This is a genomic window from Cognatishimia activa (assembly GCF_017798205.1).
GTDB classification, from domain to species: Bacteria; Pseudomonadota; Alphaproteobacteria; order Rhodobacterales; family Rhodobacteraceae; genus Cognatishimia; species Cognatishimia activa_A.
In genome coordinates this window covers 1,786,907-1,813,634 of sequence record NZ_CP060010.1, presented here as the reverse complement: position 1 = coordinate 1,813,634, position 26,728 = coordinate 1,786,907, and the positions used below count along the sequence as shown (strand labels likewise).

At 57.2% G+C, this 26,728-nt stretch carries 30 protein-coding genes; 15 read left to right on the top strand and 15 right to left on the bottom strand.

Annotated elements, in window-relative coordinates; translation table 11 throughout:
• The first annotated feature begins 5 nt into the window (after positions 1-5).
• Genes HZ995_RS08840 through dctP form a run of 4 tightly spaced genes read left to right on the top strand, consistent with a single transcriptional unit; the run spans position 6 to position 3,531 of the window.
• A complete protein-coding gene (locus tag HZ995_RS08840) occupies positions 6-521 on the top strand; it encodes a flavin reductase family protein (RefSeq protein ID WP_209358220.1) in 516 nt (171 codons plus the stop codon).
• Between the two features lie 40 nt (positions 522-561).
• Complete coding sequence (locus tag HZ995_RS08835) at positions 562-1,152, top strand: TRAP transporter small permease (protein WP_209355311.1); 591 nt, start codon at positions 562-564, stop codon at positions 1,150-1,152.
• Complete coding sequence (locus HZ995_RS08830) at positions 1,152-2,441, top strand: TRAP transporter large permease (protein ID WP_209355310.1); 1,290 nt, start codon at positions 1,152-1,154, stop codon at positions 2,439-2,441. The genes HZ995_RS08835 and HZ995_RS08830 overlap by 1 nt, the downstream gene beginning before the upstream one ends.
• A 31-nt stretch (positions 2,442-2,472) precedes the next feature.
• On the top strand, positions 2,473-3,531 hold the full coding sequence (gene dctP / locus HZ995_RS08825) for a TRAP transporter substrate-binding protein DctP (protein WP_209355309.1): 1,059 nt from the start codon (positions 2,473-2,475) through the stop codon (positions 3,529-3,531).
• Here the strand turns inward: dctP and HZ995_RS08820 are convergent.
• On the bottom strand, positions 3,528-4,418 hold the full coding sequence (locus HZ995_RS08820) for an AraC family transcriptional regulator (RefSeq protein ID WP_209355308.1): 891 nt from the start codon (positions 4,416-4,418) through the stop codon (positions 3,528-3,530). The genes dctP and HZ995_RS08820 overlap by 4 nt on opposite strands.
• 41 nt (positions 4,419-4,459) lie before the next feature.
• Between HZ995_RS08820 and HZ995_RS08815 the strand changes: the two genes are divergently transcribed.
• Positions 4,460-5,182 (top strand): phytanoyl-CoA dioxygenase family protein, encoded by a 723-nt coding sequence (locus HZ995_RS08815; protein WP_209355307.1) that lies wholly within the window; start codon positions 4,460-4,462, stop codon positions 5,180-5,182.
• Positions 5,183-5,243: 61 nt separating this feature from the next.
• Here HZ995_RS08815 and HZ995_RS08810 read toward each other — a convergent pair whose 3' ends face one another.
• The gene (locus HZ995_RS08810) at positions 5,244-5,714 is read right to left on the bottom strand and encodes a tetratricopeptide repeat protein (RefSeq protein WP_209355306.1); all 471 of its coding nucleotides are present in this window, start codon (positions 5,712-5,714) and stop codon (positions 5,244-5,246) included.
• On the opposite strand from HZ995_RS08810, the gene HZ995_RS08805 reads away from it, so the two are divergent.
• From HZ995_RS08805 to HZ995_RS08785, 5 genes are all read left to right on the top strand, one after another.
• A complete protein-coding gene (locus HZ995_RS08805; RefSeq protein WP_209355305.1) occupies positions 5,703-7,043 on the top strand; it encodes a cytochrome-c peroxidase in 1,341 nt (446 codons plus the stop codon). The two genes, HZ995_RS08810 and HZ995_RS08805, sit on opposite strands and share 12 nt — an antisense overlap.
• A gap of 98 nt (positions 7,044-7,141) precedes the next feature.
• Positions 7,142-10,348: a reductive dehalogenase gene (locus HZ995_RS08800; RefSeq protein WP_209355304.1), complete on the top strand. Its 3,207-nt coding sequence runs from the start codon at positions 7,142-7,144 to the stop codon at positions 10,346-10,348.
• A 122-nt stretch (positions 10,349-10,470) separates the two neighbouring features.
• On the top strand, positions 10,471-12,156 hold the full coding sequence (locus HZ995_RS08795) for an acyl-CoA dehydrogenase family protein (protein ID WP_209355303.1): 1,686 nt from the start codon (positions 10,471-10,473) through the stop codon (positions 12,154-12,156).
• 90 nt (positions 12,157-12,246) lie between these two features.
• Entirely contained in the window at positions 12,247-12,804 is a 558-nt protein-coding gene (locus HZ995_RS08790; protein WP_209355302.1) for a TetR/AcrR family transcriptional regulator, read from the top strand.
• On the top strand, positions 12,801-13,196 hold the full coding sequence (locus HZ995_RS08785) for an META domain-containing protein (RefSeq protein ID WP_209355301.1): 396 nt from the start codon (positions 12,801-12,803) through the stop codon (positions 13,194-13,196). Before HZ995_RS08790 ends, HZ995_RS08785 begins: the two co-directional genes overlap by 4 nt.
• Here HZ995_RS08785 and recO read toward each other — a convergent pair.
• From recO to folK, 13 genes are all read right to left on the bottom strand, one after another.
• Positions 13,174-13,902, bottom strand: coding sequence for a DNA repair protein RecO (gene recO, locus HZ995_RS08780; RefSeq protein ID WP_209358219.1), 729 nt, complete (start codon positions 13,900-13,902; stop codon positions 13,174-13,176). The genes HZ995_RS08785 and recO overlap by 23 nt on opposite strands.
• A gap of 121 nt (positions 13,903-14,023) precedes the next feature.
• Entirely contained in the window at positions 14,024-14,356 is a 333-nt protein-coding gene (locus tag HZ995_RS08775) for a DUF1491 family protein (RefSeq protein ID WP_209355300.1), read from the bottom strand.
• The gene (gene era, locus HZ995_RS08770) at positions 14,353-15,261 is read right to left on the bottom strand and encodes a GTPase Era (RefSeq protein ID WP_209355299.1); all 909 of its coding nucleotides are present in this window, start codon (positions 15,259-15,261) and stop codon (positions 14,353-14,355) included. The genes HZ995_RS08775 and era overlap by 4 nt, the downstream gene beginning before the upstream one ends.
• A 73-nt stretch (positions 15,262-15,334) precedes the next feature.
• Complete coding sequence (gene rnc, locus HZ995_RS08765) at positions 15,335-16,015, bottom strand: ribonuclease III (RefSeq protein ID WP_209355298.1); 681 nt, start codon at positions 16,013-16,015, stop codon at positions 15,335-15,337.
• Positions 16,012-16,851, bottom strand: a complete 840-nt coding sequence (gene lepB / locus HZ995_RS08760) for a signal peptidase I (RefSeq protein ID WP_209355297.1) — start codon at positions 16,849-16,851, stop codon at positions 16,012-16,014. The genes rnc and lepB overlap by 4 nt, the downstream gene beginning before the upstream one ends.
• 55 nt (positions 16,852-16,906) lie before the next feature.
• The gene (gene acpS / locus HZ995_RS08755) at positions 16,907-17,329 is read right to left on the bottom strand and encodes a holo-ACP synthase (protein ID WP_209355296.1); all 423 of its coding nucleotides are present in this window, start codon (positions 17,327-17,329) and stop codon (positions 16,907-16,909) included.
• A 48-nt stretch (positions 17,330-17,377) separates the two neighbouring features.
• Positions 17,378-17,824 (bottom strand): hypothetical protein, encoded by a 447-nt coding sequence (locus HZ995_RS08750; RefSeq protein ID WP_209355295.1) that lies wholly within the window; start codon positions 17,822-17,824, stop codon positions 17,378-17,380.
• A complete protein-coding gene (locus tag HZ995_RS08745) occupies positions 17,825-18,442 on the bottom strand; it encodes a LysE family translocator (RefSeq protein WP_209355294.1) in 618 nt (205 codons plus the stop codon).
• 70 nt (positions 18,443-18,512) lie between these two features.
• The gene (locus HZ995_RS08740; RefSeq protein ID WP_209355293.1) at positions 18,513-19,253 is read right to left on the bottom strand and encodes a pyridoxine 5'-phosphate synthase; all 741 of its coding nucleotides are present in this window, start codon (positions 19,251-19,253) and stop codon (positions 18,513-18,515) included.
• Between the two features lie 80 nt (positions 19,254-19,333).
• Positions 19,334-20,002 (bottom strand): DUF2062 domain-containing protein, encoded by a 669-nt coding sequence (locus tag HZ995_RS08735; RefSeq protein ID WP_209355292.1) that lies wholly within the window; start codon positions 20,000-20,002, stop codon positions 19,334-19,336.
• A 9-nt stretch (positions 20,003-20,011) separates the two neighbouring features.
• Positions 20,012-22,153, bottom strand: a complete 2,142-nt coding sequence (locus HZ995_RS08730) for a RelA/SpoT family protein (RefSeq protein ID WP_209355291.1) — start codon at positions 22,151-22,153, stop codon at positions 20,012-20,014.
• A gap of 26 nt (positions 22,154-22,179) precedes the next feature.
• Positions 22,180-22,536, bottom strand: coding sequence for a DNA-directed RNA polymerase subunit omega (gene rpoZ / locus HZ995_RS08725; protein WP_209355290.1), 357 nt, complete (start codon positions 22,534-22,536; stop codon positions 22,180-22,182).
• Between the two features lie 120 nt (positions 22,537-22,656).
• Positions 22,657-23,142, bottom strand: a complete 486-nt coding sequence (gene folK / locus HZ995_RS08720) for a 2-amino-4-hydroxy-6-hydroxymethyldihydropteridine diphosphokinase (RefSeq protein WP_209355289.1) — start codon at positions 23,140-23,142, stop codon at positions 22,657-22,659.
• 159 nt (positions 23,143-23,301) lie between these two features.
• On the opposite strand from folK, the gene HZ995_RS08715 reads away from it, so the two are divergent.
• From HZ995_RS08715 to HZ995_RS08695, 5 genes are all read left to right on the top strand, one after another.
• Entirely contained in the window at positions 23,302-23,880 is a 579-nt protein-coding gene (locus HZ995_RS08715) for an NYN domain-containing protein (RefSeq protein ID WP_209355288.1), read from the top strand.
• A gap of 128 nt (positions 23,881-24,008) precedes the next feature.
• Complete coding sequence (ispH, locus tag HZ995_RS08710) at positions 24,009-24,968, top strand: 4-hydroxy-3-methylbut-2-enyl diphosphate reductase (RefSeq protein ID WP_209355287.1); 960 nt, start codon at positions 24,009-24,011, stop codon at positions 24,966-24,968.
• 10 nt (positions 24,969-24,978) lie between these two features.
• Positions 24,979-25,572, top strand: coding sequence for a class I SAM-dependent methyltransferase (locus HZ995_RS08705; RefSeq protein WP_209355286.1), 594 nt, complete (start codon positions 24,979-24,981; stop codon positions 25,570-25,572).
• Between the two features lie 48 nt (positions 25,573-25,620).
• Complete coding sequence (gene rnhA, locus HZ995_RS08700) at positions 25,621-26,085, top strand: ribonuclease HI (protein WP_209355285.1); 465 nt, start codon at positions 25,621-25,623, stop codon at positions 26,083-26,085.
• Positions 26,082-26,705: a trimeric intracellular cation channel family protein gene (locus HZ995_RS08695; protein ID WP_209355284.1), complete on the top strand. Its 624-nt coding sequence runs from the start codon at positions 26,082-26,084 to the stop codon at positions 26,703-26,705. Before rnhA ends, HZ995_RS08695 begins: the two co-directional genes overlap by 4 nt.
• The last annotated feature ends 23 nt before the right edge of the window (positions 26,706-26,728 follow it).

Genomic DNA, 26,728 nt, shown 5'->3' with positions numbered 1-26,728 from the left:
ACGTCATGACGCAAACCGAAACTCAGGAAAGCTTTGTTCCAGACGCGGACAACACGCGCCTTCTGCGCGATGCTTTCGGTCGGTTTGTCACCGGAGTCACCATCGTGACCGCCATGACCGAAGATGGCCCCATCGGGATCACCGCCAATAGTTTTTCGTCCGTCTCGCTGGATCCTGCCTTGGCGCTTTGGTCGCCAGACAAGGGCTCTCGGCGGGCGGTGCATTTTCTGAATGCAAAACACTATGCCATTCACGTTCTGGCCGCAGATCAGGTTGATCTGTGCTGGGCGATTGCGAAAGACGCCTATGGGCTGCGCGATATGGATTTGACGTTCAATCAGGGAGATGCGCCCCTGATCGACGGCTGTCTGGCGCGGTTCGAATGTACCCAAGTCCAAACCATAGATGCCGGAGATCACACGATCATTCTGGGATCCATCGATCGCGCCACGATGCGCGGCGACGGCGAGGCTCTTGGGTTTTTCAAAGGAAAAATGGGAGTCTTCTCGACAAACGACTAGGGGTCGCGGCCCCCTTAAGGCTGCGTGGGAGGTAAAAAATATGAGTTTCTTGCTGGCCTTGGCCACGGTGTTAAAGGTGATCAACGACCTCTTGCTGCGCATTGGTCGTGGCATCGGCGTTGTCGCTGTTGCGGCGATGGTTGTTGCCATCCTGATCCAGGTCTTTTTCCGATACATCCTCAACAACGCGCTGCCCTGGCCTGATGAGGCCGCGCGGTTCTGTATGCTTTGGATGACCGGCCTCATGGCACCCACAGCCTTCCGTAGCGGAGGCTTTGTGGCGATTGATGTGATTGACTCGCTCTTGCCCTCCAAAGCCCTGCAACTCTTGCAGATCATCCTTTTGGTGGTCTGTCTGGTCGTGCTTATCTTTGCCGTCCAGATTGGCTGGAAAGAGGTCAACGGCCTCGGCGGTCGCTTTGCAACGGCGTCGCTCTATGTCCCAACCTCACTTGGCTTTGACGAATGGTACCGCGTGCCGCGCAGCTGGATGATGTTGTCCTTGTTCGTCGGCGTCGTGCTTTTGATCCTCGTCAATGTCGAGCTGATCCTGCGTCGTGTGATTTCTCTCTTTGGCGGAGGCGAGAGCCTGCCCGTCATTGGCGGCCCTGTGTCTGGAGGTGCTGAATAATGTTGCTCTGGTTCCTACCCGTCTTTCTTTTCCTCCTCCTGATCGGCCTGCCGGTGTTCTTCTGCCTCTTGGCAGCCCCCGGCGCGCTTTTGTGGCTGGCCGCTCAGGAACGGGATATCACGCTGCTATACCGTAACCTCTACAACGGTATGGACAGCTTCCCGCTGATGGCGATCCCCTTCTTTATGCTGGCCGGAGAGCTTATGAACCGCGGTGGCATCACCCTGCGTCTGGTCGAATTCGCCCAGGCCCTCATGGGTCACTTCCGCGGAGGCCTTGCCCACGTCAACGTCCTGTCTTCTATGCTCTTTGCAGGGCTGTCAGGCTCTGCAGTGGCAGACACCTCGGCGCTTGGCTCCATGCTGATCCCCGCGATGGAGAAACAGGGCTACACCACCCGTTTCGCAGCGGCGATCACCGCTGCGAGCTCGGTCATCGGTCCGATCATTCCGCCGTCAGGCATTATGATCATCTATGCCTATGTGATGGGCGAAAGCGTCGCCGCTCTGTTCCTTGCAGGCATTGTGCCCGGCATCCTCGTCGGCGTTGGCCTTATGCTGATGATCAAGGTCATGGCCGACCGCTATGACTTCCCAGTCGCCACAGAGAAATACACCTGGAAAGCACGGGGTCAGGCGTCTCTGAAAGCCTTCTTCCCGCTGATGACACCTGTCATCATTCTGGGCGGCATCCTCGGTGGTGTCTTTACCCCGACTGAGGCCGCAGCCGTTGCCGTTGCCTATGCGCTGGTCATCGGGCTCTTTGTTCTGAACACGCTGAAGTTCCGTGAGCTGCCAGACGTTCTGACCCGCGCGGGCATCACCTCTGCGGTTGTCCTTTTGCTGGTTGGCGCGGCGATGTCGTTCAAAACCGTCGTCAGCCTGAGCCACGCACCGGAGCTCTTGGCGCAATGGATCCTGACGCTCACCGAGAACCCGCTGCTTCTGTTGTTCCTTATCAACCTTCTTCTGTTCGTTGTGGGTATGTTCCTCGATGCAGGCCCTGCGATCATCATCCTAGGCCCAATCCTCGGCCCCGTCTTCCTGGGCCTTGGCGTCGAGCCGATCCACTTTGCGATCATCATGTCCGTTAACCTGACCGTTGGCCTCGCCACACCGCCCATGGGGCTCGTGTTGTTCGTGGCCGCGGCGGTGTCCCGAGAAAAGGTGGCCACCATTGCAAAGGCGATCCTGCCTTTCCTTGCGGTGGAAATCTTCGTGATCTTTTTGATCACTTTTGTACCCGCGATTTCGCTGACTGTTCCGCGTCTGACCGGCTTTCTGAATTAACAAGTACTTCGAGCTCATGGGAGGTAACTATATGCTCAAAACTATGATCAAAACGATCGCTGTCTCTGCCCTTTTGGCAGGCACCGCGATGACGGCGACGGCCGCAGACTACAAGCTGCGTGCAACAGCCAACTCCAACGAAAACGACGAAGACTATGACGGTCTGATCGTCTTTAAAAACTATGTCGAAGCCGCATCCAACGGCGCGATTGAAGTCGAACTGTTCATCGGTACTCAGCTGTGCTCCAACGGTGCGGAATGTCTGCAGGGTGTTTCTGATGGCACCATCGACATCAACATCTCGACCTCCGGTGGTGCAGCAGGCCTGTTCCCATATGTTCAGGTTCTCGACCTGCCTTACCTGATGGCGGACGACCGTGTTGCAGAGCACGTCATGTCTGGCGATTTCACACGCACCATGCGTGACATGGCGTTGGAAGACTCCGGTGGAACCATCCGCCTGATGACCATCGGCAACACCGGCGGCTGGCGTAACTTCGCAAACACGCAGCGCCGCATTCAGAATCCTTCCGACATGGAAGGCCTGAAAATCCGGACTGTTGTGGCCGACCTGCCGCAGGAACTGGTGCGTGCACTGGGTGCATCCCCAACGCCTATCCCATGGCCAGAGCTCTTCACCTCTTTCCAGACCGGCGTTGTTGAAGGGTCCAAAAACGGCATCACCGACATCATGGGCATGAAATTCCCAGATGCGGGTCTGCAGTATGTGACTCTCGACGGCCACGCCTACATGGGTGCGCTGTGGTGGATGAACAACGAAACCTTCATGGGCATGCCAGATGATCTGAAAACTGTTATTGTTGACGGCTTCTACGCACTGCAACAGGCGACTTTCGCATCTCCTAAGCGTAAGTCCATTCAGGCATACTCTGACTTTGTTGCCGGTGGTGGTGACCTTTACGTTCCAACCCCAGCAGAGAAAGCTGCTTTCAAAGACGCTGCGGCACCTGTTTACGACTGGTTCAAAGAGAACGTTCAGGGTGGCGAGAAAATCTTTGACGCTCTGACCGCAGCTGTTGCTGAAGCAGAAGCAGACATCAACGGAGGACGTGCAAAAGACCTGAACTAATCGTTCACATCTTTTGACAAAATCTCGTGTCGCCCCGGAGCATAATAGCTTCGGGGCGACATATTTCTAAGGTCTCGAAAGACGCGAAAAAACTGAGAGTAACTGCCGAAGCCGACATCAAGACAGGCCGTCAACAAGTCCGGCGGGTTGGTCAAGTTCATAAGATCGTCTACCCGCTGTAACCGCCGCTCATTGCGAAATTCCAAAGGTGATTGCCCGGTCTGCTGTTTAAACAATCGCGCCAGGCGACCTGGGCTGAGCGGGATAGGTTTGCAAACCTCCTCCCAGCTTTTGGTCACATCCGTCTCTATCGATAAAACGGCTTGATCCACGGCAGGATGCACAGCGCGCCGTTTTCCCGTCGACGCATTTTGCCAAGCAGTCCAGGCGCGCGTCATCCACCATTGAAAGCCAACCCTTTGCGCCTCGGGATCCGCTGTCTCTTTCACCAGACCGGCCAATCTCGTCAATGCGTCCAAATCTGCGCCACTTAGTACGCGCGCAAACTGCGCCCCTCCGCGATCATCTTTCGTCAAAGGCGGAAATAGAGGAGACTTGCGCAGCTCATTGGTCAGAACTCGGTCAGAGATCAACAGCACCCACATGTCAAAATCACTGGAATCTTGCATCAGGAAATGCGCCTGCCCCGCAAGCGCCCAGAGCAACGTGCCTGACGTCAAATCTACTATATTTCCGTCGATGAAATAGCTGGCGTGTCCAGCCGTCGCCAAGAGAACCACAAGCTCAGCGTGGCGTTGCGGACGGAAAGCATGGCCCGGCTGATCGGAGCGCTTCCAAATCGCAGCTCCTGGTTCAACAACGATAAGCGGGTGTGCGGCAATATCGACCATAAATGCAATGTAATTGGTTAAATTCGCAAAGAACAATCAAATTCGTGCGCTATTTTGCAATATGAGAGAGGAGAAACATGATGAACACTACACATCAGTCATTTCGCGAAAACGGATACGCGGTTTTCCCCAGCGCATTGTCCGACGCCGAGCTGTCAATGCTGCTTCAAAGCTGTCAGACACTATTGGACGAACCAATCGACGACGGCGGGCACAGCGGCAAACATAAAATCGGTCTGGGATCCGCGCGCCGGTTTCTTGCACACCGCCACGAAGAGTTTCCCGAACTCGAGGCCTTTCTGCTGGGCAACACAATCGCAAAGATCAATGAAACTTGCCTTGGCGATTCTGGCACGCTGTTTAATGAACAGTTCGTGGTTAAGGGATCGGGCACCGGTGCCAGCTTTGCGTGGCATCAGGATGGCGCCTATGTGGGGTTTGATCACAAAGCCTATCTGACGATTTGGATCGCCCTTGATGACACGACCGAAGAAAACGGCTGCGTCTATGTTTTGCCAAGGAATCTTAATGAGTCTCCGGGACTCGACCCTCATGAATGGCTTGAGGAAAGCAACGAGCTCAACGGATATTCCGGCGAAGATCCCGGCAAGGCCATGACGTGCCCCGCTGGCACGATCGTCGCCTTCTCGTCAGAAACTTTGCATCGGTCCGGGCCAAACACCACCGACAAACCGCGTCGTGCATACATCTGCCAGTACTCGGTTGAGACCATTATTGACCCGGAAACCGGCAAACCAAAACGCTACGCGAAGAAGGTTGGGAACTCGGTCGCTGCGTAAGTGAAAAAAGTACAGGCAAACACGCATATTTGCCTGTACATGAAGGCTTTTTCGTAAAGAATTAACGAAGCGGGTACATCCAACTTCTGTAATCTTCGACGAGTATATGCGCTTTATCGATCTCAGCTTGGGTCATCTTTTTGACCACCTCTTCAAGGCTAATCGCCGCGTCGGGATCGCCGCCGATGGCGGACAAAGTGTACCACATATAAGCGCGCACCAAATCCGGCGCGGGCATGCCGCGACCGATCTCGTAGTACCATCCGATACCGGATTGCGCGCCGGGATGTCCTTTAAGCGAGCTTCGCAGATACCATTCAAACGCCCGCTGATCGTCGCGCTCAACACCAAGACCCATCGCATACATAACGCCGATCAATTCCTCGGCGTCCGCATTCCCAGAGCGCGCCAATGGCAAGAACATCTCGCGCGCCGCTTCAAACTCGCCCGCTTCCATCAGGTCCCGCGCGGTCTCCAGATCGGCAAAAGCGGGTCCCGCCAAAAGCATCAAAGCAAGCACATGTTTCTTCATCGTCTACTCCCAATTACGCTGTCAGCCCTTCTGGCAGGCCCGGTTTTTTCCTCAGATCTTCCAGAGCCTCTGACCGCGTCAGATTTCCTCCCCCACTCGCCAGAAAAGGCCGAGATCGGTCGGCTGTTATTTTACGATAAAATATTGTCGGGGAACAGAAATATTAGCTGTGGAACTTGTCATCATCCGGCATTTGGAACCTCAGATGGGTTGTCGTTGGGACTCGGCGAAGGTGGGGTCGGATTGGGTCCGAAACGCGTGTCCGAAACCGGTGAAAACCCCGTCATCCGGCGCGTGCCACGCAATGCACCCGCGCTTTGGAATCTGGGCCACAAAGACATCGATGTTGTGATGCATGATGGCCGTATCAGCGTTGACGACATTTACGGAAACGGCTTTGACACGCCCGCCGAAGAATGGCTGCCCATGGGGCTTGAGACCATCCTCGCGGCGCAAGCCATGTTCCCCGTGACCTCCAAGATCGAAATGGCAGGCAATACCGGCGAGAACGAAGTCGTCGGCGCGCGATTTGACCGGATCGACAATGTCTGGCCAATTCTTGCGAAACGTGTGCGGACAATCCCGGCCTATGGCGCGGCTTTTGTGGCTGCCTATGACAACATCGACACGGCTGAGGACGTTACGATGGTCGAAATTGCAAATGCGATTTCTGCCTTTATTATCCAAGACTTCACCAGTTTCGACAGCCCCTTTGACGCCTATCTCGCGGGTGATTCCACCGCTTTGAATAGCTTGCAGCGCGAGGGCATGGAGCTCTTCTTCGGCACGGCCGGTTGCTCAAACTGCCACGTTGGTAGCCTGCTGTCGGACCAAGGGTTCCACGCTCTCGGCCTGCCTGCCTTTGGCCCCGGACGCACCCGAAAATTCGACCTGATCAACCGCGATGTCGGCCGTATGGGGGAAAGCGACAGCCTGGCCGACGCTTACCGGTTCCGCACACCCATGCTGCGCAATGTTGCTTTGACCGGTCCCTACGGCCACAACGGCGCCTACCCGACACTTGAGGCAATGGTGCGCCATCACATGAACCCGGAAAAGGGGCGCGCCACATGGCAACGCAGCGATCTGGTTTTGCCCGACGTGCCTTGGTTCCGCGCCGCTGACTTCATGATCCAAAACGACCGGTTCGAAATGGCGCGGCAGGCAGGCGTTCTGGATATCGCGCTCAAACAGGTGAGCGAAGACGATATCGACGCGTTGGTCGCGTTTCTTGGCGCTCTCACGGGCGAGAAAGCCGCAGCACAGGCGTCGGTCGTGCCTGAAACGGTGCCAAGCGGGCTGCCAGTGGATCATCACCAGAACTTTTGACCAAAGGGTCTATTAAACCGTTAATTTTCCACTACAGTCCTCCTTGTAGCGGAGCCGACGCAACCATGGCGTGCGGCCAGTGAAGAAGGATATGCGGCATGACGGTTCGGTTTTTCTCTGACAAGAAACGGCCCGTCCATCTGGGGCCCTATCCGCTTGAAAAACTGACGAGGGTCGAGGCCGCGAACCTCGCCAAAATCCCCGCGATGAAGCCCCTGTCCTTCGTGCGCCCTGACATGCCCGAGAGCATCGTAAACGCGATGGACGAATACCAAGCTATGCTTGACGCCCTGCGTGATGGCTTGGTGAACCCTGCCAAAAGCGGTATCCCAACGGACCCTGAAGAGCGCGCGAACCACTTGAAATCTTTTGGCTATTTCAACGACGCTTCTATGGTGGGGATCTGCCGCCTGCCAAGTGAAGCACATCTTTCCGAGACCCGCGTGAACCCCGGCGTCGCGCGCCTCTCTGAGGACCTGCGCACCCGCCAGACCAAGACTCTGGCGGCTGGCATCGACGCCATCATGGCCGATCTGCGCGACAGTATAGAAGCCAAACCCAGCAGCATTGACACCCATACGCACGCCATCGTTTTCCTCTATGAAAACCCCCGCGATATCCGCGAGGAACCGGGCGTGGACTGGCTCAAGGATGCGCTCCACCACCGCGCCGCCCTGCGCGCCAATGAAACCGCCAGTGTTATTGGGAACTACCTGCGCATTCTTGGCGTCTCGGCCAAATCCCATTCCGCCACTGCCTCGGACGTAGACCTCAACACGCTCGCTGTCGCTGCGGGTCTCGGCTACGTCGACGGGGACGGCATTGCGGCCCCCTGGATCGGCCGCAATTTCGGCCTCGCAGCGGTCACCTGCGCGCTTGATCTGACCATCGATGTGCCCATCGCCCCTATGGAGGCCCAGCCCTATTGGTCCACCCAAGGCCCCGGCTGGTGGTTGGGCAAAGGTCACGCCAAGGGGGCTCTGAACGGCGACCCATATAAGAAACGCAACTTTGCCGACGGCCCGCATCCATTCGAACGTCTGAAACGCGTCGATGAGCCAACCACCTATATCGACCGCGCCAATGTCGCCCGCGTCCCCAAGCGCGCCGACATGTTCGCCCGCGCGCAGTTCGGCGACATGGGCAAAACACTGCAGGACAATGCAAAGGGTGGCTACTACGCCCGCAAGGCCGCGCCTTCGATCGCGCAACGCCGCGCGCTGGGGGCCTTTGTTCTGCTACAAGACGGCCCCGCCAATCCTGACGGCTCCCGCCCCACAGACGCCCAGCGCAATGCCGCGAATATCAAGGCCGCCAGCTATTTCCTCGGCGTCGACGCCGTCGGCATTTCCGAATGCCCCGACTGGACCTGGTACAGCCACGACGCCACAGGGGCCGAGATCCATCCGACGCAGGATCAAGCGATCTCGATGATCATCGACCAGGGCTATGAGACCATGGAGGGCTCTTCCGGCGACGACTGGATCGCCGTTGCCCAATCGATGCGCGCCTATCTGCGGTTTTCACTTTTGGGCGGCGTTATCGCCAAACAGATCCGCAACCTCGGCTATCAGGCCAAAGCCCACACCGTGATGGACGGCGAGGTCCTCCAGCCCCCCTTACTGTTGCTCGCAGGCCTCGGAGAAGTCTCGCGCATCGGCGAAGTCATCCTGAACCCATATCTCGGCCCGCGCCTCAAGTCCGGCGTCGTCACCACTGACATGCCAATGACGCACGACAAACCCATCGACTTTGGCCTGCAGAACTTCTGCGAGAACTGCAACAAATGCGCGCGCGAATGCCCCTCTGGCGCGATCACGGCTGGCCCAAAACTGATGTTCAACGGCTATGAGATCTGGAAATCCGACAGCCAGAAATGCGCAACTTACCGCATCACCACCCCAGGCGGGGCCATGTGCGGACGTTGCATGAAGACCTGCCCCTGGAATCTCGAAGGCCTCTTTGCCGAGGCCCCTTTCCGCTGGGCTGCCTCCAATATCCCCTCCGCCGCGCCGATGCTCGCCAAGCTGGATGACCGCATGAAACGGGGTGGTCTGAATGACACCAAGAAATGGTGGTGGGACCTGAAACTCGGCGAAGACGGAGGGTATCATCCGACGGATGAGCCCGTGAACCGCCGCGACCTACAGACTGATCTGGACCTGAAATACGAAGATCAAACGCTCGCGGTCTACCCCGCCATGCTCGCGCCCCACCCACATCCCTACCCGTTCCCAATGGACCGCGAGGCGGGCATCAAAGCCTATGAGGCGATGATTTCCGCGGAGGACTACAAAGCGAAATCCGCCCAGGGCGAAACCGCCCACATCCACCGCTTTTCCATCGACGCTGACAGCCCCGTCGTCATGGCCAAAATCGCCAAGGTCGAGAAGATGACGTCTGACGTCACCAAGTACGTCTTCACCGCTTTTGACGGCAGTGCCCTGCCCGAATGGACCGCAGGCGCGCATCTGGATGTGGTCGTCGCGCCAGAGTTCCTGCGTCAATATTCAATGTCCGGCAACCCCGCCGACCGCGGCACCTATGAAATCGGCGTGTTGCGTGAGGACGAGGGCCGTGGCGGCTCGAAGTTCCTGCATCGCATCTTTACCGAAGGCCGCCGCGTCTTTGTCAGCAAACCCATCAACCACTTTGAGCTGGACGAAACCGCCACCAAAACCTTCCTCATGGGCGGCGGCATCGGCATCACGCCGATGATCGCCTTTGCGCACCGACTGCATGCACTTGGGGCTGATTTCGCGCTGCATTACTCCTGCAGCAGCCGCGCCTCGGCCGGATATCTTGACGATCTCGCAGGGTTCCCATGGGCCGACAAAGTCCATTTCCATTTCTCAGACGAAGGCACCCGCGCCGATCTGGATGCGGTGTTGAAGGACCATCAGGACGGCTGGCACGTTTATACCTGCGGGCCGGATCGCTTCATGGACGGCGTGATGCAAGCGGCCGAGCGCCAAGGGTTCCCGGAAGAGGCGCGGCATCTGGAATATTTCAACGTTCCAGAGCAGCCCGATTATGAAAACCATGATTTCACGCTGGAACTGAACGACGGGCGTCAGATCCTCGTGCCCGCCGACCGTGTCGCCACAGATGTCTTGGCTGAAAACGGAGTTCATGTGGATGTGAAATGCTCTGACGGCATCTGCGGCGTCTGCAAATGCGGCTTGCTTGAGGGCGAGGCCGAGCATCGCGATTTCGTGCTTTCCAACAAGCAACGCGAAAGCCAGATCATCCTCTGCCAATCCCGCGCCAAAGACCCGGGCGGCGTGTTGAAAGTCGATCTCTAAAGGGAAGGTGCAAAATTTCGTCGCGTAACATTTTTATTCATTTAATGCTCTTGACGTATTTTAATTGCGCTGCAGATGCATAATAGATATGTCACACTGCAGCATAACAAAGGATATGATTCATGGCGCACGACGGACAGGACCTCGACATGACCCAATCTGCATTGATTTCTGATCTTCTGGATCTGACCGGCGCGGCGCTTGCCCCGGTGGATGCATTGGTCGACACCGCAACCGAAAAACTGCGCGGGATGGTCACGGTCGAAGGCCGCGTCTCTGGCGGCAAAATCGAGGAAAACCAGACCGCCGCCCATGCGCTGGCGTGGCTTGCGACCTACGCGCAATCGCTCAAACAAATGCAAGGCTGGGCGGAGAAGCTGCAGTCCGAGGGCAAATTCGGCGAGATTGAACAGCTGATCCACCAGATCGCTTTCGGCGAATACCTCTGGCAGATCTATGGCGGCATCCCCATGAGCCAGGGCGAGATCATCCGCCTGCAGGACATGGGTCTGACACAGGACGAAATGCGCGGGTTGATGATCCCAGCGGTCATGACGCTCTGTGACCAAGGCAACAGCCAAGCCGCGCGTCTGCGTCTGGTTGAGCTGATGCAAGAACAATCGGCCAACCTCACCGTCGGCGGTTCGGGTCTGGACGAAGAGCTCGAAATGATCCGCGAGCAATTCCGCCGCTACACGGTCGAAAAAGTCCTGCCCCATGCCCACGAATGGCACCTCAAGGACGAGCTGATCCCGCTGGAAACCATCCAGGAACTGGCAGATATGGGCGTCTTTGGCCTGACCCTGCCCGAGGAATACGGTGGCTTTGGCATGTCCAAGGCCTCGATGGCGGTTGTGACCGAGGAACTTTCGCGCGGCTATATCGGTGTGGGGTCTCTGGGCACACGGCCAGAGATCGCCTGCGAGCTGATCCTTTGTGGCGGCACCGAAGAGCAAAAACAACATTGGCTGCCGAAATTGGCCAGCGGCGAAGTGCTGCCAACCGCTGTGTTTACTGAGCCAAACACAGGGTCCGACCTCGGTTCCCTGCGCACACGCGCTGTGAAGAACGGCGACGATTGGGAGATCACCGGTAACAAAACCTGGATCACCCACGCCGCCCGCACTCAGATCATGACCCTTCTGGCGCGCACCAAGCCTGACACCATCAACCACACCGGCCTCTCAATGTTCATCGCCGAGAAAACGCCTGGCACCGACGAAAACCCCTTCCCAACCGAAGGCATGACCGGAACAGAGATCGAAGTTCTCGGCTATCGCGGCATGAAGGAATACGAACTCAGCTTTGATGGCTTTAAGGTCAAAGGCGAGAACCTTTTGGGTGGCGAAGAAGGTCAGGGCTTTAAGCAGCTCATGCAGACCTTTGAGAGCGCGCGCATCCAGACCGCAGCCCGCGCTGTTGGCGTGGCGCAATCGGCGCTGGATGTCTCGATGCAATACGCAATCGACCGCAAACAATTCGGCAAATCTTTGATCGAATTCCCACGGGTTGCCGGCAAACTGGCGATGATGGCAGTGGAAATCATGATCGCGCGCCAGCTGACTTATTTCTCGGCTTGGGAAAAAGACAACGACCGCCGCTGCGACCTAGAAGCGGGCATGGCGAAACTCCTGGGCGCGCGTGTGGCTTGGGCTGCCGCGGACAATGGTCTGCAGATCCACGGCGGCAACGGTTTTGCGCTGGAATACACCATCAGCCGGATCCTTTGTGACGCCCGCATCCTCAATATCTTTGAGGGCGCGGCCGAGATCCAGGCGCAGGTGATCGCCCGCCGTTTGCTGGGATAATAGACACAGTCCCGCGCATCACACCGCTGATGCGCGGGTCGTAGTACTACGAGCCTTGCTGCAGGTGCAAAGAGCACTTATCCCTAAAGCATGGCCAAGAATCGTCTCTCTCCACAGGACTGGATCGCCGCAGGTGTTGCGGCGCTGACCTCAAAAGGTCCCAGCATGCTGCGCGCTGAGACTTTGGCGCGGGACCTCGACACCACCAAGGGTTCGTTTTACTGGCACTTCAAAGACGTCCCGACCTTTCACGAAGCGCTGCTTCTGGCTTGGGAAACCCATGCGACCGCGAAACTGCAGGCTTTGCGTGAACTCGACGCCAAAGCCGTCAGCAAGCTGCGCCTTGTGACCGAGATCAACGCAGAAACCGGAACAGGGTTGAACACACCGGGCACCGAAGCCGCACTGCGGTCCTGGGCGCAAGAAAGCGTACTGGCTCGTGAAACGATCAAACGCATCGACGCACAGCGCCTGGAACTGATCAAAGACCTGCTTACCGAGATAGATCTCACGAATGCCGAACTGGCTCATCTGATCTATGCAAGCCACTTGGGTCTCGGACTGCTCGCGAAACAACAGCCCGAGGTCTCTGGTCAGAGTCTTGTGACTTTGGTCGACCTCATTCTTGCCCTATACGAAGAGGCATGAAGCTTTTTGTTCCAGCGTTGTCGATTTGCCTTGTAGCCTGCCAGGCAGATGAAACTTTGACCGGCTACGGTGCCGCCGACAAAACATGGATTCTGCGCAGCGTTGACGGCGCAACCTACCCCGCGAGCGCGACAATGATGTTCCCGGCCGAGGGCTCTGTCAGCGGAAAAGCGCCCTGTAACAGCTTCTCGGCAGAGCAAACCTCGCCCTACCCATGGTTTTCGCTTTCAGCTTTACGCGCGACCCGTGCAGCCTGCGCAGATTTGGATCAAGAACAGATTTTCTTTACGGCGCTCAATGGCATGACCCTTGTCGAGATCGCAGGCGACGTGTTGATCTTGTCTAACGACCAAGGCGGCGAGATGGTCTTCACCGCGCAATCTGGCGGCTGAACCGATCCACAAACCGAGCACGTGCCTCAGGCAGTGGGCGGTTGCCGAGGCTGGCGGCCAGCTTGTGCTCAAGAAAATACCCGGTGACATAGAGGGCCTCTAGTATGGCCTGATCGCTGCTGTCCCCTTGCCCTTTGAGGCATGGTACAAGGGGCAAAAGCCGATCCGCCCAATCTCCGGCCCCCTGTTTGGACACGGCGCGCCCCGACTTGGGTGAGATAAAAATCAGGTTTTCCGTTGTCCCCGTCACAGCGCAGCTGCCCAGATCCAGCCCGTAGCCCAGATCCTCGAGCAGCGCCATTTCCCAACGCAGATAGGCCAGAGGCCAAAGATCGTTCTGCCCCAAAAGATCCAACAAAGGCTCGGTGCGCGCATAAAGCGCCTCATGGGGCTCGCGTTCTGGCAAAGCAAAGCCAAGCAGCGCCGTCACCGCATTAAGCCCCGCCAGCGCCAATCGGTCACTCAGAGCATCAGCCCGGCTGCGCAAAGGTTCCACGGAAAACGATCCGATATGTTCCTGAAGCCGCGCGCGCCAATGCAAATCGACTTGCCCGCCGGGCTGCAGGATCGGAGTCATCTTTCGGCTCACGCCCCCCCGCACAACGCCTGCATGACGACCGTGCATGGGCGTAAAGACCTCAAGGATCACCGAGGTCTCGCCGTGCTTGCGCGTAGATAAAATGATGCCCTGATCTCGCCAATCCATGGCGTCAATATGCGCAGAACGCAAAGGCCTGCGCCAGTGGCCGCAGTGGGATTTGAGTATTTAGAGCAAGATGAAAGGACGCGGGATCTTCATCTGGCCAAAAATACTCATTTTCCGACGGTCAGTCAGCCAGCCCCGGTTCATCGAGAAGGTGCCGACCTTGCCGATCTTCGACCTCAATCACCCAAAGATCCGGATCAAAGCTGCGCTGCTTGGCCAATGCCGCGTCGACATCAGACTCGGCACCCTCGGCCAGAACCATCCAGGCGCGTTCGCCGCTCATAAGATCAAAGCTGCGTTGAAAAGCCTTGGCATTGCCGTCTAGCGTGTTCAGTTTGACCAAAACCGCCCCAGCCGTGTCGTCACCATGGGTCACCACAAAGGCCGGGATCTCGTAAAGGCGCAGCCGGTTGAGATAGGCGCTCACCCAGAACTCTGCGGTTAATCGCGTCATGCGTTGCCGTCTTTGAAATCGAGTCCCATCTCGGAATAGCGCTCTTTTTCCTCAAGCCAGTTCGGACGGACTTTGACCTGCAAGAACAGATGCACACGACGGCCGAGAAATTCCTCAAGCTCTTCGCGCGAAGCCTTGGATACCGCCTTGATCGTCTCGCCCTTTTTGCCAAGCACGATGCCCTTATGGCCGTCGCGCATAACATAGATCATCTGGTCAACGCGGGCCGAGCCATCTTTGCGCTCTTCCCAGGCCTCAGTCTCGACAGTCAACTGATACGGCAATTCCTGATGCAAGCGCAGGGTCAGTTTCTCGCGGGTCATTTCGGCGGCAATCATGCGCATGGGCAGATCGGCGATCTGGTCCTCTGGATAGAGCCAAGGCCCTTCTGGCAATTCCGCGGCCAGCCATTCTTTCAGATCTTTCGCGCCATGCCCCTTTTCGGCCGAAATCATGAAGGTCCGCTCAAAGCTGTAGCGTTTGTTCAATTCTTCGGACAGCGCCAGCAGCACTTCGGATTTCACCTTGTCGATCTTGTTGATCGCCAGCGCCACGCGGCGGCCCTGGCCGATCTCTTCCAGCCCTTCAAGGATCGTCTCAACCCCATCGGTGATGCCCCGATGGGCCTCGACCATCAGCACGATGATATCAGCGTCCGCAGCGCCACCCCAAGCGGCCGCCACCATGGCGCGGTCCAGACGACGACGCGGACGGAACAGGCCGGGCGTGTCGACAAAGACGATCTGGCTCTCACCTTCCAGCGCCACGCCACGGATGCGCGCGCGTGTGGTTTGCACCTTGTGGGTCACAATCGAGACCTTCGCCCCCACCATGCGGTTGGTCAGGGTCGATTTCCCGGCATTGGGTTCGCCAATCAGGGCAACAAATCCGGCGCGTGTGCTCATGTCGCGGTCCTTCGCGTGTTCAGAAGCCGTGCTTCTAGCGTAGAATTCATGGTTGTGCCAGATGGCCTTGCCATCACGAGGTCAGGCGATCCAAAAGCACTTTGGCAGCGGCCTGTTCCGCCAACCGTTTTGATCCTGCTGTCGCCTGATCGCTTTCGCCATTCTCCAGCGTGGCCGAAATCGTAAAGACCGGCGCGTGGTCTGGTCCGCTGCGGGAAACCGTTTCATACTTCGGAGGCTGAAGCCCCCGCGCCTGCGCCCATTCCTGCAAAGAGGTCTTGGCGTCGCGCGCATCCGCTTCGACACGCGTCACGCGGTCGCCCCAAAGACGCAGGATCAGCTCTTTGGCGGCCTCAAAGCCTCCGTCCACATAGACGGCTGCGATGACCGCCTCCATCGCATCGCCCAGCAAGGCTTGTTTGCGGCGGCCACCCGACAGCATCTCAGAGCGGCCCAGTTTTAGACCCGCGCCCAAATCAATCTCGCGGGCAACCTCCGCACAGGTTTCCTTACGGACCAAAGCATTGAACCGTGGCGCAAGCTGGCCTTCGGTCGCGGCTTTATCCGCGCCTAACAATGCCTCGGCCATCACAAGGCCCAACACGCGGTCGCCTAGAAACTCGAGTCGCTGGTTGTCAGACCGCGTTGGCGAAGACATTGAACTATGAGTCACCGCGCGCACCAAAAGCGCAGGGTCACCAAAGCGGTGACCCAGACGGTTTTCCAGAGCTTTCAGTTCAGCAGAAAGTTTCACTCGATCGCCTTAAAGAAACGGTCGCCGCGCCACGTCCAGAAGGCAAAGAGGCTGCGTCCGGCAGAAGAGAACACAATCCGGTCCGCGCGACCAATCAGGTTTTCAAACGGCACAAAGCCAACGCCACCCAGCTGTTGAGGCACGCGGCTATCCGTGGAGTTATCGCGGTTGTCACCCATGAAGAAATAGTGGCCTTCAGGCACATTATAGATGCCGGTGTTGTCCGTGCCGGAATTGTCGATGTTCAAAACAGAATGCTCAACACCGCCCGGTAGGGTTTCGATCAGACGGGTCTTTTCACAGGTGCCGCCTTGGCCGACAGGTGCGTTTTCACAGCGAGGGAAGCGACCTTGCGGACCTTGCGCGTCGTAGGTTTCTTCAAACACGCCGCCCGCCTTCAAGCCAACGGCTGCGCCATTGATGAACAACACGCCGTTCTTCATTTGCACTGTGTCACCGGGCAGGCCGACGAGACGTTTGATATAGTCTGTGCCATTCACCGGGTGACGGAAAACAACGGAGTCTCCGCGCTCTGGTTCAGAGCCAAAGAGGCGTTTGTTGTCGCCGTCAAAGATCCCGCAGATGTCGCGCGCATCAATGTCGATGCCAAAGCGCGGAATGCGGATCGACGGGCAAGAGGCGTAGGAATAGCCATAGCTCATTTTATTGACGAAGAGGAAATCGCCGATCAGCAGCGTGTCTTTCATCGACCCCGACGGGATCCAGAACGGCTGAAAGAACAAAGACCGGAAGATCCCGGCGATCAACAGCGCGTAAACCACCGTTTTAATGGTTTCGATAATGCCGTTTGGCTTTTTCTCGGCCTCAGTCGCCATGGGTCACCCTTTGGGAATTTCGTCCGGATTTACATGCGGTTCCCGGCGCGGACTGTCAACCCGGCGTTGCAGGTTCGTTACGGATCGGCAAGGCTTCGATCACCACAAAGGCCTGCGCCCAGGGGTGATCATCGGTCAGGGTGACGTGGATGGTGGCCTCGTGACCCGCGGGCGTCATCTTGTCCAAACGCTCCTTAGCCCAGCCCGTGACATGCATGATCGGCTGACCTGTGCGCAGGTTGCTGACGCTCATGTCTTTCCAGGCGATCCCCATCGCAAGGCCTGTGCCCAGCGCCTTAGAGCATGCTTCTTTCGCGGCCCAGCGTTTGGCGTAGGTGCCCGCCACGTCTTTGCGACGCTCGGCTTTGCGCTGCTCAAGCTCGGTGAAAACACGGTTTTTAAAGCGGTCGCCAAAGCGGTCCAGCGTCCCCTGAATACGTTCGATATTGGCCAGATCAGTGCCGATGCCTAGGATCATAAAGTGATTTCCTTACCGCCCCTTAGGGCTTGCTCTGGCCCAGATATACTAATCCAACCAAGCGTCAATCTGGCCTGTCGCTTGATTCAACGTGAACAGCAGGTTTCCTGTAACGAAATCTCCGCTGCTGCCGTCATAGGTGGACACCGGCAGGTCAAATATCAGCCCCACAGACGGATCATAGGCCGCATCCAACGCCTCAAAGGTGACGCCGGAAAAGCCCGCACCACCGCCCATGCCCAAGGTTTTACACTGACGCACACCAAGCTCGTCATAGGGCGGAGAGATGATCAGTATATGAAAGGCCGCAGCCGCAGGCTCCACCATATCTAGCAGGGCCAGACGCACATTGCCGTTGGCGAATGTGCGAGAGAAGTCCTCCCAAGGTTCCACAATCGCGTCCGCGCGCGCTTGCCAATCGCAATCGACGGCTTCTTGCGCACTGGCCATCGATGCCGCCGACGCCACCAATGCAGCCATTATCCAATGTTTCATCTAAACCTCCAATCTCGCGGTCAGGATCTTGAGGCTGGCCGCCCCAAATAGTGCCGCGAAGATACCATCAAACCAACGCTTCGCCGCAGTATAGCCGCGAACGATAGCTGGGTTGGAAAATAAAATCCCATACCCAAAAAACACGAACATGGATGTCACAATCAAAAACCCAAAAAGCTGCCAGACTTGTGCGGCCCCGGCCCCTGCGGGCAAGGCAATCGCATAGATGGCCCCCCACGCCAGGATCGCCTTTGGATTTGTGATGTGAATGAGAAATCCTTTCACAAACAGGCGCTCAACCGAGACCGTCTGCATCGTAAGCCCGCCGCCTTTGAGCGCAGACCTCAAAGATTTCACCGCCAGATACAGCAAGTATCCCGCGCCAAGATAGCGGATGATTTCAAAGATCCAGGCATTTGCCAGCATCAAAGCGCTCATACCCAATCCCGCAGCGACACCCCAGCTCGCCGACCCAGCAACCACACCCGCCGCCATCGCAAGTCCAGCCGCGCGCCCACCGCCCATGGCAGCACCCGAGACCGCCAGAGTAGCAGGCCCCGGGCTTCCACCCGCGACGGCCCAGCCAATCAAAATCAAGAAAATCTCAGCACTGAACATCGCTCTGTAACCTGTCTGTTCGCCATAAATCTTTGACCAAACAGACCACCAGAAGATGGCTAACGCAAGATTAAGCGTCGACGGTGCGCGCGGCCTCCATCAGGCGGCGCATTTCTGCAATGGAAGCCTCTAGGCCGACAAACATCGCTTCACCCATCAGGAAATGGCCAATGTTCAGCTCCATCACCTCTGGCAAGGCCGCAATCGGGGTCACTGTGTCATAGGTCAACCCGTGCCCGGCATGGACCTCTAGACCCAAAGAATGCGCATAGGTCGCCATATCCGACAGGCGCTTAAGCTCTGCGTCGCGTTCCTGAAAGCGACCTTCATAGTGCAAATCACAATACGCACCCGTATGGAGCTCAACAACGGCAGCCCCAATGCGTTTGGATGCCTCAACCTGACGCGCGTCCGCGTCGATGAACATCGAGACGCGGCAACCGACGTCCACCAATGGCGACACAAAACCGGCCAAGCGGTTGTCGTCACCGACCACGTCCAAGCCACCCTCTGTGGTCTTCTCCTCGCGTTTTTCTGGCACGATGCAGACCGCATGGGGTTTGTGACGCAACGCGATTTTTTGCATTTCTTCGGTGGCCGCCATCTCGAAATTCAACGGCACCTCTAGCTCTGCCATCAGGCGGTCGATGTCTTCATCCATGATGTGACGCCGGTCCTCGCGAAGGTGGGCGGTGATGCCATCCGCGCCGGCTTTTTCGGCAAGTTTCGCTGCGCGCACCGGGTCCGGATAGGCGGATCCGCGGGCGTTGCGAACGGTGGCAACGTGATCGATGTTCACTCCAAGGCGCATGGCGAGACTCCTGAATTCGATGTCTGAATTGGAAAATAAGGCGGATTCTGGAGAGGTAACAGCGATTCTCTTAAGTCCAGTTAGGACTCTGGTGTGTCACTTGCTTCTGTTTGGGCACTCACCTTCGCCGCGCGTTCCTTTAGGGCTTCAAATTTCTTCTGGATCCCTTTGGCGCGGCGTTTCTGATAGGCCCGAATGACCGGCACCGATAGGTAATAGGCAATCGTCGCCACAATGATGCCCGGTACAATGCCGCCGATCAGATAAGGGTAAAACACCTCGCTCCAGAAAATCTGCAGCCCATGCCAATCCATGCGCGCATCCGAAAAGATCGCCCAGAAGTTATGCATGAGATCGCCGCCGGCATCGGTGAACTTGTTGATCAACGAGCGCTCGGAGCCGCGTTCAAACTCAGTGCCAAGCAGGAAGTGGCCGGTCTGCAAAGACACGACCCCAATCGGAATATAGGTCAGAGGATTGCCGAAAAACGTCGAAAGCAACGCCGCCAAAAGATTGCCTTGCACAAGCCGCGACACCAAGGCCGCCACGATGAAATGCAGCCCGTAAAATGGCGTGAAGGTCACGAAAACGCCGGCCCAAACTCCACGCGCGATCCGTTCCGGAGATCCGGGAAGACGCCGCAAACGATGACGAATGTAATAGAACGCACGCGTCCAGCCTCCGCGCGGCCAGAGAAAATCCAGCGCGGCTTGCAGGATCGATCTTCTGTCTCGGCGCTTAAAGACCAAGAGCCCGTCCTATTCCTTTGGCGCAGCCTGTGGGCTTGCGCGGTTTGGGTCGCGTACTCGTTCTATGGCCGCGACGTCTGATTCCGCTTGCAGAGTCATCATGAGCGTATGCAGGTGCTCGGCATCTCTCAGCTCGACAATAACCTCAAGGGCATAGAAGTCGGGTTTGCGATCAGTAAATTCAAGGTCTGCAATATTCGCGCCCTGCTCGCCGATCAATGTGCAAATTCGTCCCAGGACGCCGGCGTCATTGGACAGTGTCATTTTCAACGTGGCACCGTGGATGGCTTGGTGCTTGCCAACCTCCCAATGCAGATCAAGCCAACGTTCCGGCTGATCCTCAAAACCGATCAGGCGTTCACAGTCGATCGAGTGCACCTCAACACCTTTTCCGCGGAAGGTGATGCCCACGATACGTTCACCCGGCAAAGGCTCGCAGCACGGCGCGCGATTAAAGCTTTGGCCCTCGGTCAAACCGATCACCGCTTTGGATGCAGCAACCTCTTCGCCTTCGCTTGGCGTCAGTTCTGGATAGACCGCTTGCACGACCTCATAGGCATTCAGTTGCGCGCTGCCCAGATGCGCCAAAAGCACCTCGCGGCTGGATTGAAACAGCTGCTTGGCCGCCATATCCAACACTTTCTCGGTGGCTTTCTTCCCTACCCTCTCAAAGGCAGAGCGTGCGAGTTCATAGCCCAGCTTCACAAAGCGTTCTTGGTCCAGATCACGCAGAGCCCGCCGGATCGCGGATTTCGCCTTACCGGTGGTGGCAATCTCTAGCCAGGTCGGTTGTGGCGTTTGCCCCTCGGCGGTGATGATCTCGATGGACTGACCGTTCTTCACCCGCGTCCAAAGCGGCACACGCATGTGGTCGATTTTGGCGCCGACAATAGCGTTGCCGATCCGCGTGTGGATCGCATAGGCGAAATCAATCGGGGTCGCTCCGCGCGGCAGTTTCACCACATCACCCTTGGGCGTAAAGCAGAACACCTGATCCGAGTACATTTCCAGCTTCACAGCTTCCATGAACTCGTCGTGGTCTTCTTCAGTGTTGAACTGTTCGGTCAAGGACCGGATCCAGCGCGCAGGGTCGACGGCAAAAGGGTTCTCGCCCCGAACACCGTCGCGATAAGACCAATGCGCCGCAACGCCGGTTTCGGCCACATCATGCATTTTCTGGGTACGGATCTGCACCTCGACCCGCCGCGCGTTGCGCCCGGACACCGTGGTGTGGATCGAGCGATAGCCGTTGGATTTCGGCTGGCTGATGTAATCCTTAAAGCGCCCAGGTACAGCGGCCCAGCGCTGATGGATCGCGCCCAAGGCCCGGTAACAATCTTCTTCAGATTTGGTAATGATCCGGAAGCCGTAAATGTCAGAAAGACGCGAGAAGCTCTGTTCCTTCTCCTGCATCTTGCGCCAGATCGAATAGGGCTTTTTGGCGCGACCAAAGACATCGGCCTCAACGCCCGCCTTTTCAAACTCTGCGATCATATCGCCGGTGATCCTTTGGATCACATCGCCGGTTTCCTTCTGCAGCATGATAAAGCGGCGAATGATACTGGCGCGGCCATCTGGGTTAAGCACCTTAAAGGACAAGTCCTCAAGCTCTTCGCGCATCCACTGCATCCCCATGCGACCCGCGAGCGGGGCATAGATATCCATGGTTTCACGCGCTTTTTGCTGCTGCTTATGCGGCTTCATCGCGCGGATCGTGCGCATATTGTGCAAACGGTCGGCGAGCTTGACCAGGATCACCCGCAGGTCCTTGGACATCGCCATAAACAGCTTGCGGAAGTTCTCGGCCTGTTTGGTCTCGGTCGAGCTAAGCTGAAGGTTGGTCAGCTTTGTGACTCCATCCACCAACATCGCGACTTCTTCGCCGAATTTTTCTGTGACGACGGAATAAGAGGCTTTGGTGTCCTCAATCGTGTCATGCAACAGCGCCGTGATGATGGTGGCATCATCCAACTGCTGTTCCGTCAGGATTGCCGCGACTTCGATGGGGTGGGAAAAATAGGGCTCGCCGGAATGGCGGAACTGCCCTTCATGCATCGCAAGGCCAAAATCATAGGCCTCGCGGATCAGCTTTTCATTGGTTTTAGGGTTATAGGCGCGGACCAGTTCGACCAGATCATCAGCCGGAATCATAATGCGCCTTCATTTCCCCAAGGGGCTTAGCCCTGGCCTTGTGCTTCCATCAGTGCGCGCAGCAGTTTTTCCTCAGAAAGGTCGTCTTCTGCTGGCTTGTCCGCTGGCTCGGAACCCATCAACAGAGCCATTTGATCTTCTTCAGGCTCATCGACTTCGATCTGGTGCTGGTTGCTTTCGATCAGACGCTCACGCAGCTCGTCCGCGGTCTGAGTTTCCTCAGCGATCTCGCGCAGGGACACGACAGGGTTTTTGTCGTTGTCGCGGTCCACGGTGATTTCGGCACCTGCAGAGACTTCGCGTGCACGATGTGCAGCGAGCATCACAAGCTCGAAACGGTTTGGAACCTTGTCAACGCAGTCTTCAACTGTCACGCGGGCCATGCGGGCACTCCATTCGTCAATGGGATTAGAAGCCCGCTATCTAGGGCCATTCCTTCGCGGAATAGTCACAGCTCAAAGCTCTTTTCCTTTTTTCGGTCGGATCAGGCAGGTTTTCCATCATTAACGCGTTGGTGACCCAGTCCGTGAACGCGTCGCTAGCCGGCAGGCAAGACCAAGACGATCGCGATCCAAAGGGTGTATCAATTGATCGGGCCAAAGCGTCGCCTGATCTTTAGGTGAAAGCCCCCGCCATTTCGCATGCGTTTCGGCATCCGGCAGCAACCTTTGCCCGTACGCAATCAGGTCGATATCAATCGGCCGGCTTGCCCAACGCGCCTCTCTGGTGCGTCCAAGATCTGCCTCAACCTCATGCAAAAGAGACAGCAATTCCCTCGGATTTTGATTCGAATTGATCAAAAGCGCCGCATTTACGTAATCTGCGCCACTTCCCTTGGGGAAAGCGGGCGTCGCATAGAATTTGCTTGTTTTTTCAATGGATAAGCCGCGCGCTCGAAGCACACCTATAGCGTGTACCAGTGTCTTTCCCGGCGATCCGAAATCAGAATTTGAATTTCCACCCAGCGCCAAAATGCTGATTTCATTCATTATTTTTTCACCACCTGTCCATAGTGATAGGTTAAGATACACAAGTATTGGTTGGTCACCTTTGAAAGGCACTTGCAAAATTAAATTACAAGCGCTGCGCATGCAACACTACACTCACCACACTCACAGCCATGCGCGGTTTTAATGAAAGGACATTTGATGTTTTACAAAGACGAACGGCTTGCGCTGTTCATCGATGGATCAAATCTGTACGCGGCTGCGAAATCGCTCGGATTTGACATCGATTACAAGCTGCTTCGGCAAGAGTTCATGCGTCGGGGGAAACTCCTGCGAGCGTTTTACTATACCGCTCTGCTCGAGAACGACGAATACTCTCCGATCCGGCCACTGGTAGACTGGTTGCACTACAACGGGTTCACCATGGTCACCAAACCCGCCAAAGAATATGTCGATAGCCAAGGTCGCCGAAAGGTGAAGGGGAACATGGATATCGAACTGGCGGTCAACGCAATGGAGCTCGCTCCGCATGTAGACCATATTGTATTGTTTTCGGGCGACGGTGATTTCCGCCCATTGGTCGAATGCCTGCAACGCCAGGGCGTACGCGTTTCCGTGGTTTCTACGATCCGCTCTAACCCTCCGATGATCTCTGATGAATTGCGCCGTCAGGCCGACAATTTCATCGATCTGGAAGGTCTGCGCGACGTGGTTGGCCGCCCTCCACGCGACCCAATGCCGGGCGAAACCAACTCTGACGACTACGTTCCGGCGAAATAGCCGGAACGCCTTGGATCATTCATGTCGCATTGATCCAAACACCCTTCTGACTACATCAGCAGCACGAGGCCCCTTTACGAATGTGAAGGGAGCCTCTAGCTCTGTCTTGAACGTCAGTTGAGGTCGTAATGTCCAAGCCCAATCTTCAAATCTATCTGGCCGCGCCGCGTGGGTTCTGTGCAGGCGTGGATCGCGCGATCAAAATCGTCGAGATGGCGCTGCAGAAATGGGGCGCGCCGGTCTATGTGCGCCACGAGATCGTGCACAATAAATTCGTCGTAGATGGGCTGCGTGACAAAGGCGCTGTCTTTGTCGAAGAGCTCTCGGATTGCCCCGATGACCGCCCGGTGATCTTCTCGGCGCATGGGGTGGCGAAAGTCGTTCCAGCCGAGGCAGAGCGTCGCGAAATGATCTATGTCGACGCCACCTGCCCGCTTGTCAGCAAAGTCCATATCGAAGCAGAACGTCACTCTGATGCGGGCCTTCAGATCATTATGATCGGCCACGCCGGACACCCGGAAACCATTGGAACCATGGGACAATTGCCCGAAGGCGAAGTCCTTTTGGTCGAGACCGTTGAAGACGTCGCAACGCTGAAAGTACGCGAAGAAAGCAAGCTGGCGTTTGTGACCCAAACCACCCTATCGGTGGACGACACAATCGACATCGTCGCGGCCTTGAACGCACGGTTCCCAACAATCGTTGGCCCTCACAAAGAGGACATCTGCTACGCCACAACCAACCGCCAGATGGCCGTGAAAGCCATGGCCGCACAATGCGACGCGATGCTGGTGGTGGGCGCTCCGAATTCGTCCAATTCCAAGCGTCTGGTCGAGGTCGGCACCAAGGCAGGCTGCAACTATTCACAGCTGGTGCAACGCGCCAAAGACATCGACTGGCGCGCGCTGGAGGGGATCTCTTCGCTTGGCATCACTGCTGGAGCATCAGCACCGGAGGTTCTGGTCAACGAGGTCATTGACGCCTTCCGCGACAAATATGACGTCGCGGTGGAGGTCGTCGAAACCGCCGTCGAACGCGTGAATTTCAAAGTCCCCCGCGTTCTCAGAGACGTTGAAATCCCCGGATAAGGAACACAACATGGCCGACCGCGAAACCATTGAAACCTATTCCAAACAGGTGGACGCGTATCAAAAGGTCGCCATGACCGAGGAAGAAAGCACGGCCCTCAGCCGCTTCCTCACGCATCTTTCCCCCGGCGCGCATATTCTGGATTTCGGCTGCGGTCCCGGGCATCACTCTGAACAGATGCTGGGGGCTGGCTTTCAGGTCTCAGCCATTGACGCAACGCAGGAATTCGTAGACGCCGCCCGCGCGCGTGGTGTCAATGCGCGGGTCGGCCTGTTTGACGACCTCACCGAAGTGGCGGCATACGACGCGATCTGGGCGTCCTTTAGCCTCTTGCACGCGCCTCGCTCGGACTTCCCAAGACATCTGGACGCGATCCACACGGCCCTGAAACCCGAAGGTCACCTCTATCTTGGCCTAAAGCTCGGCGAAGGGGAAAAGCGCGACTCGATTGGCCGGTTTTATTCCTATTTTCACGAGGATGAACTGCGCGACCATCTAGCGACACGCGGGTTCACAGTGAAAGACTGGACCGTCGGCCAAGGCGCGGGCCTGTCTGGCGAAGTGCATCCCTTTGTCTTGATCACCGCCCAGCGCGGGCTTTGAGGCACTTTCCACTGGACGCCCCCCGCCCGGATTGGCTATCGCCACCCTATGACTGACCTCTTTGCATATACCGATGGCGCCTGTTCCGGAAATCCCGGCCCCGGAGGCTGGGGCGTTTTGTTGCGTGCCATGAAGGGCGACGAGGTTCTCAAAGAACGCGAGCTTTCGGGCGGCGCGGCTGAAACCACCAATAATCAGATGGAACTCATGGCCGCGATCATGGCGCTTGAGACGCTGGAGCGCGCGAGCCAAGTCACAGTGGTCACCGACAGCGCTTATGTGAAAAACGGTGTGACCGGCTGGATCCACGGTTGGAAACGCAATGGCTGGCGGACGTCTAACAAGAAGCCCGTGAAAAATGCCGAGCTTTGGCAAAGACTTGACGCCGCTCAGGCTCGCCATTCCGTGACATGGGAGTGGGTCAAAGGGCACGCAGGCCATCCCGAAAACGAAAAAGCCGACGAGCTGGCGAGGGCGGGTATGGCTCCGTTTAAGCCCAAGAAAGACTCATGACCGCGCTGGTGTTCCTCGATTTCGCTTCGGTCTTTGTCTTTGCACTGACAGGGGCCTTGGTCGCCAGCCGAGCGCAGCTTGACCCCGTTGGATTTGCCTTTGTCGCCTGCCTCACGGCGGTCGGAGGCGGCACATTGCGCGACCTCATGCTCGGACGCGACCCGGTCTTTTGGGTGGGGCAGCCGAGCTATATTTTGGTCGCGGTCGCGGCGGCGCTGCTGGTCTTCTTCTCAGCACATCTCTTTGAAAGCCGGTACCGCGTTTTGCTTTGGCTCGACTCTATTGCGCTCGCCGTCGCAGTCGCCGCGGGCACCGGTGTCGCTCTGGATCTGGGGCATAGCGCGGTCATCGTGGTCTTGATGGGGATCATGACGGGCACGATGGGCGGCCTCATGCGCGATGTGGTTTGCAACGAGGTGCCGCTGGTTCTGAAACAGGGCGAGATCTACGTGACGGCAGCTTTCGTGGGTGCCCTGAGTGCCGTCGGCGCGACGGCCCTTGGCATGCAAGGGTTTGGTACCCTTGCGATCTGCGCCACGGTGACGTGGTGTTTGCGTGCAGGGTCTCTGCAATTTGGCTGGCGGCTGCCTGTCTACAAGGCACGTCCCCCGCGCGGATAACGTGGGATTTTGAGTATTTTTGG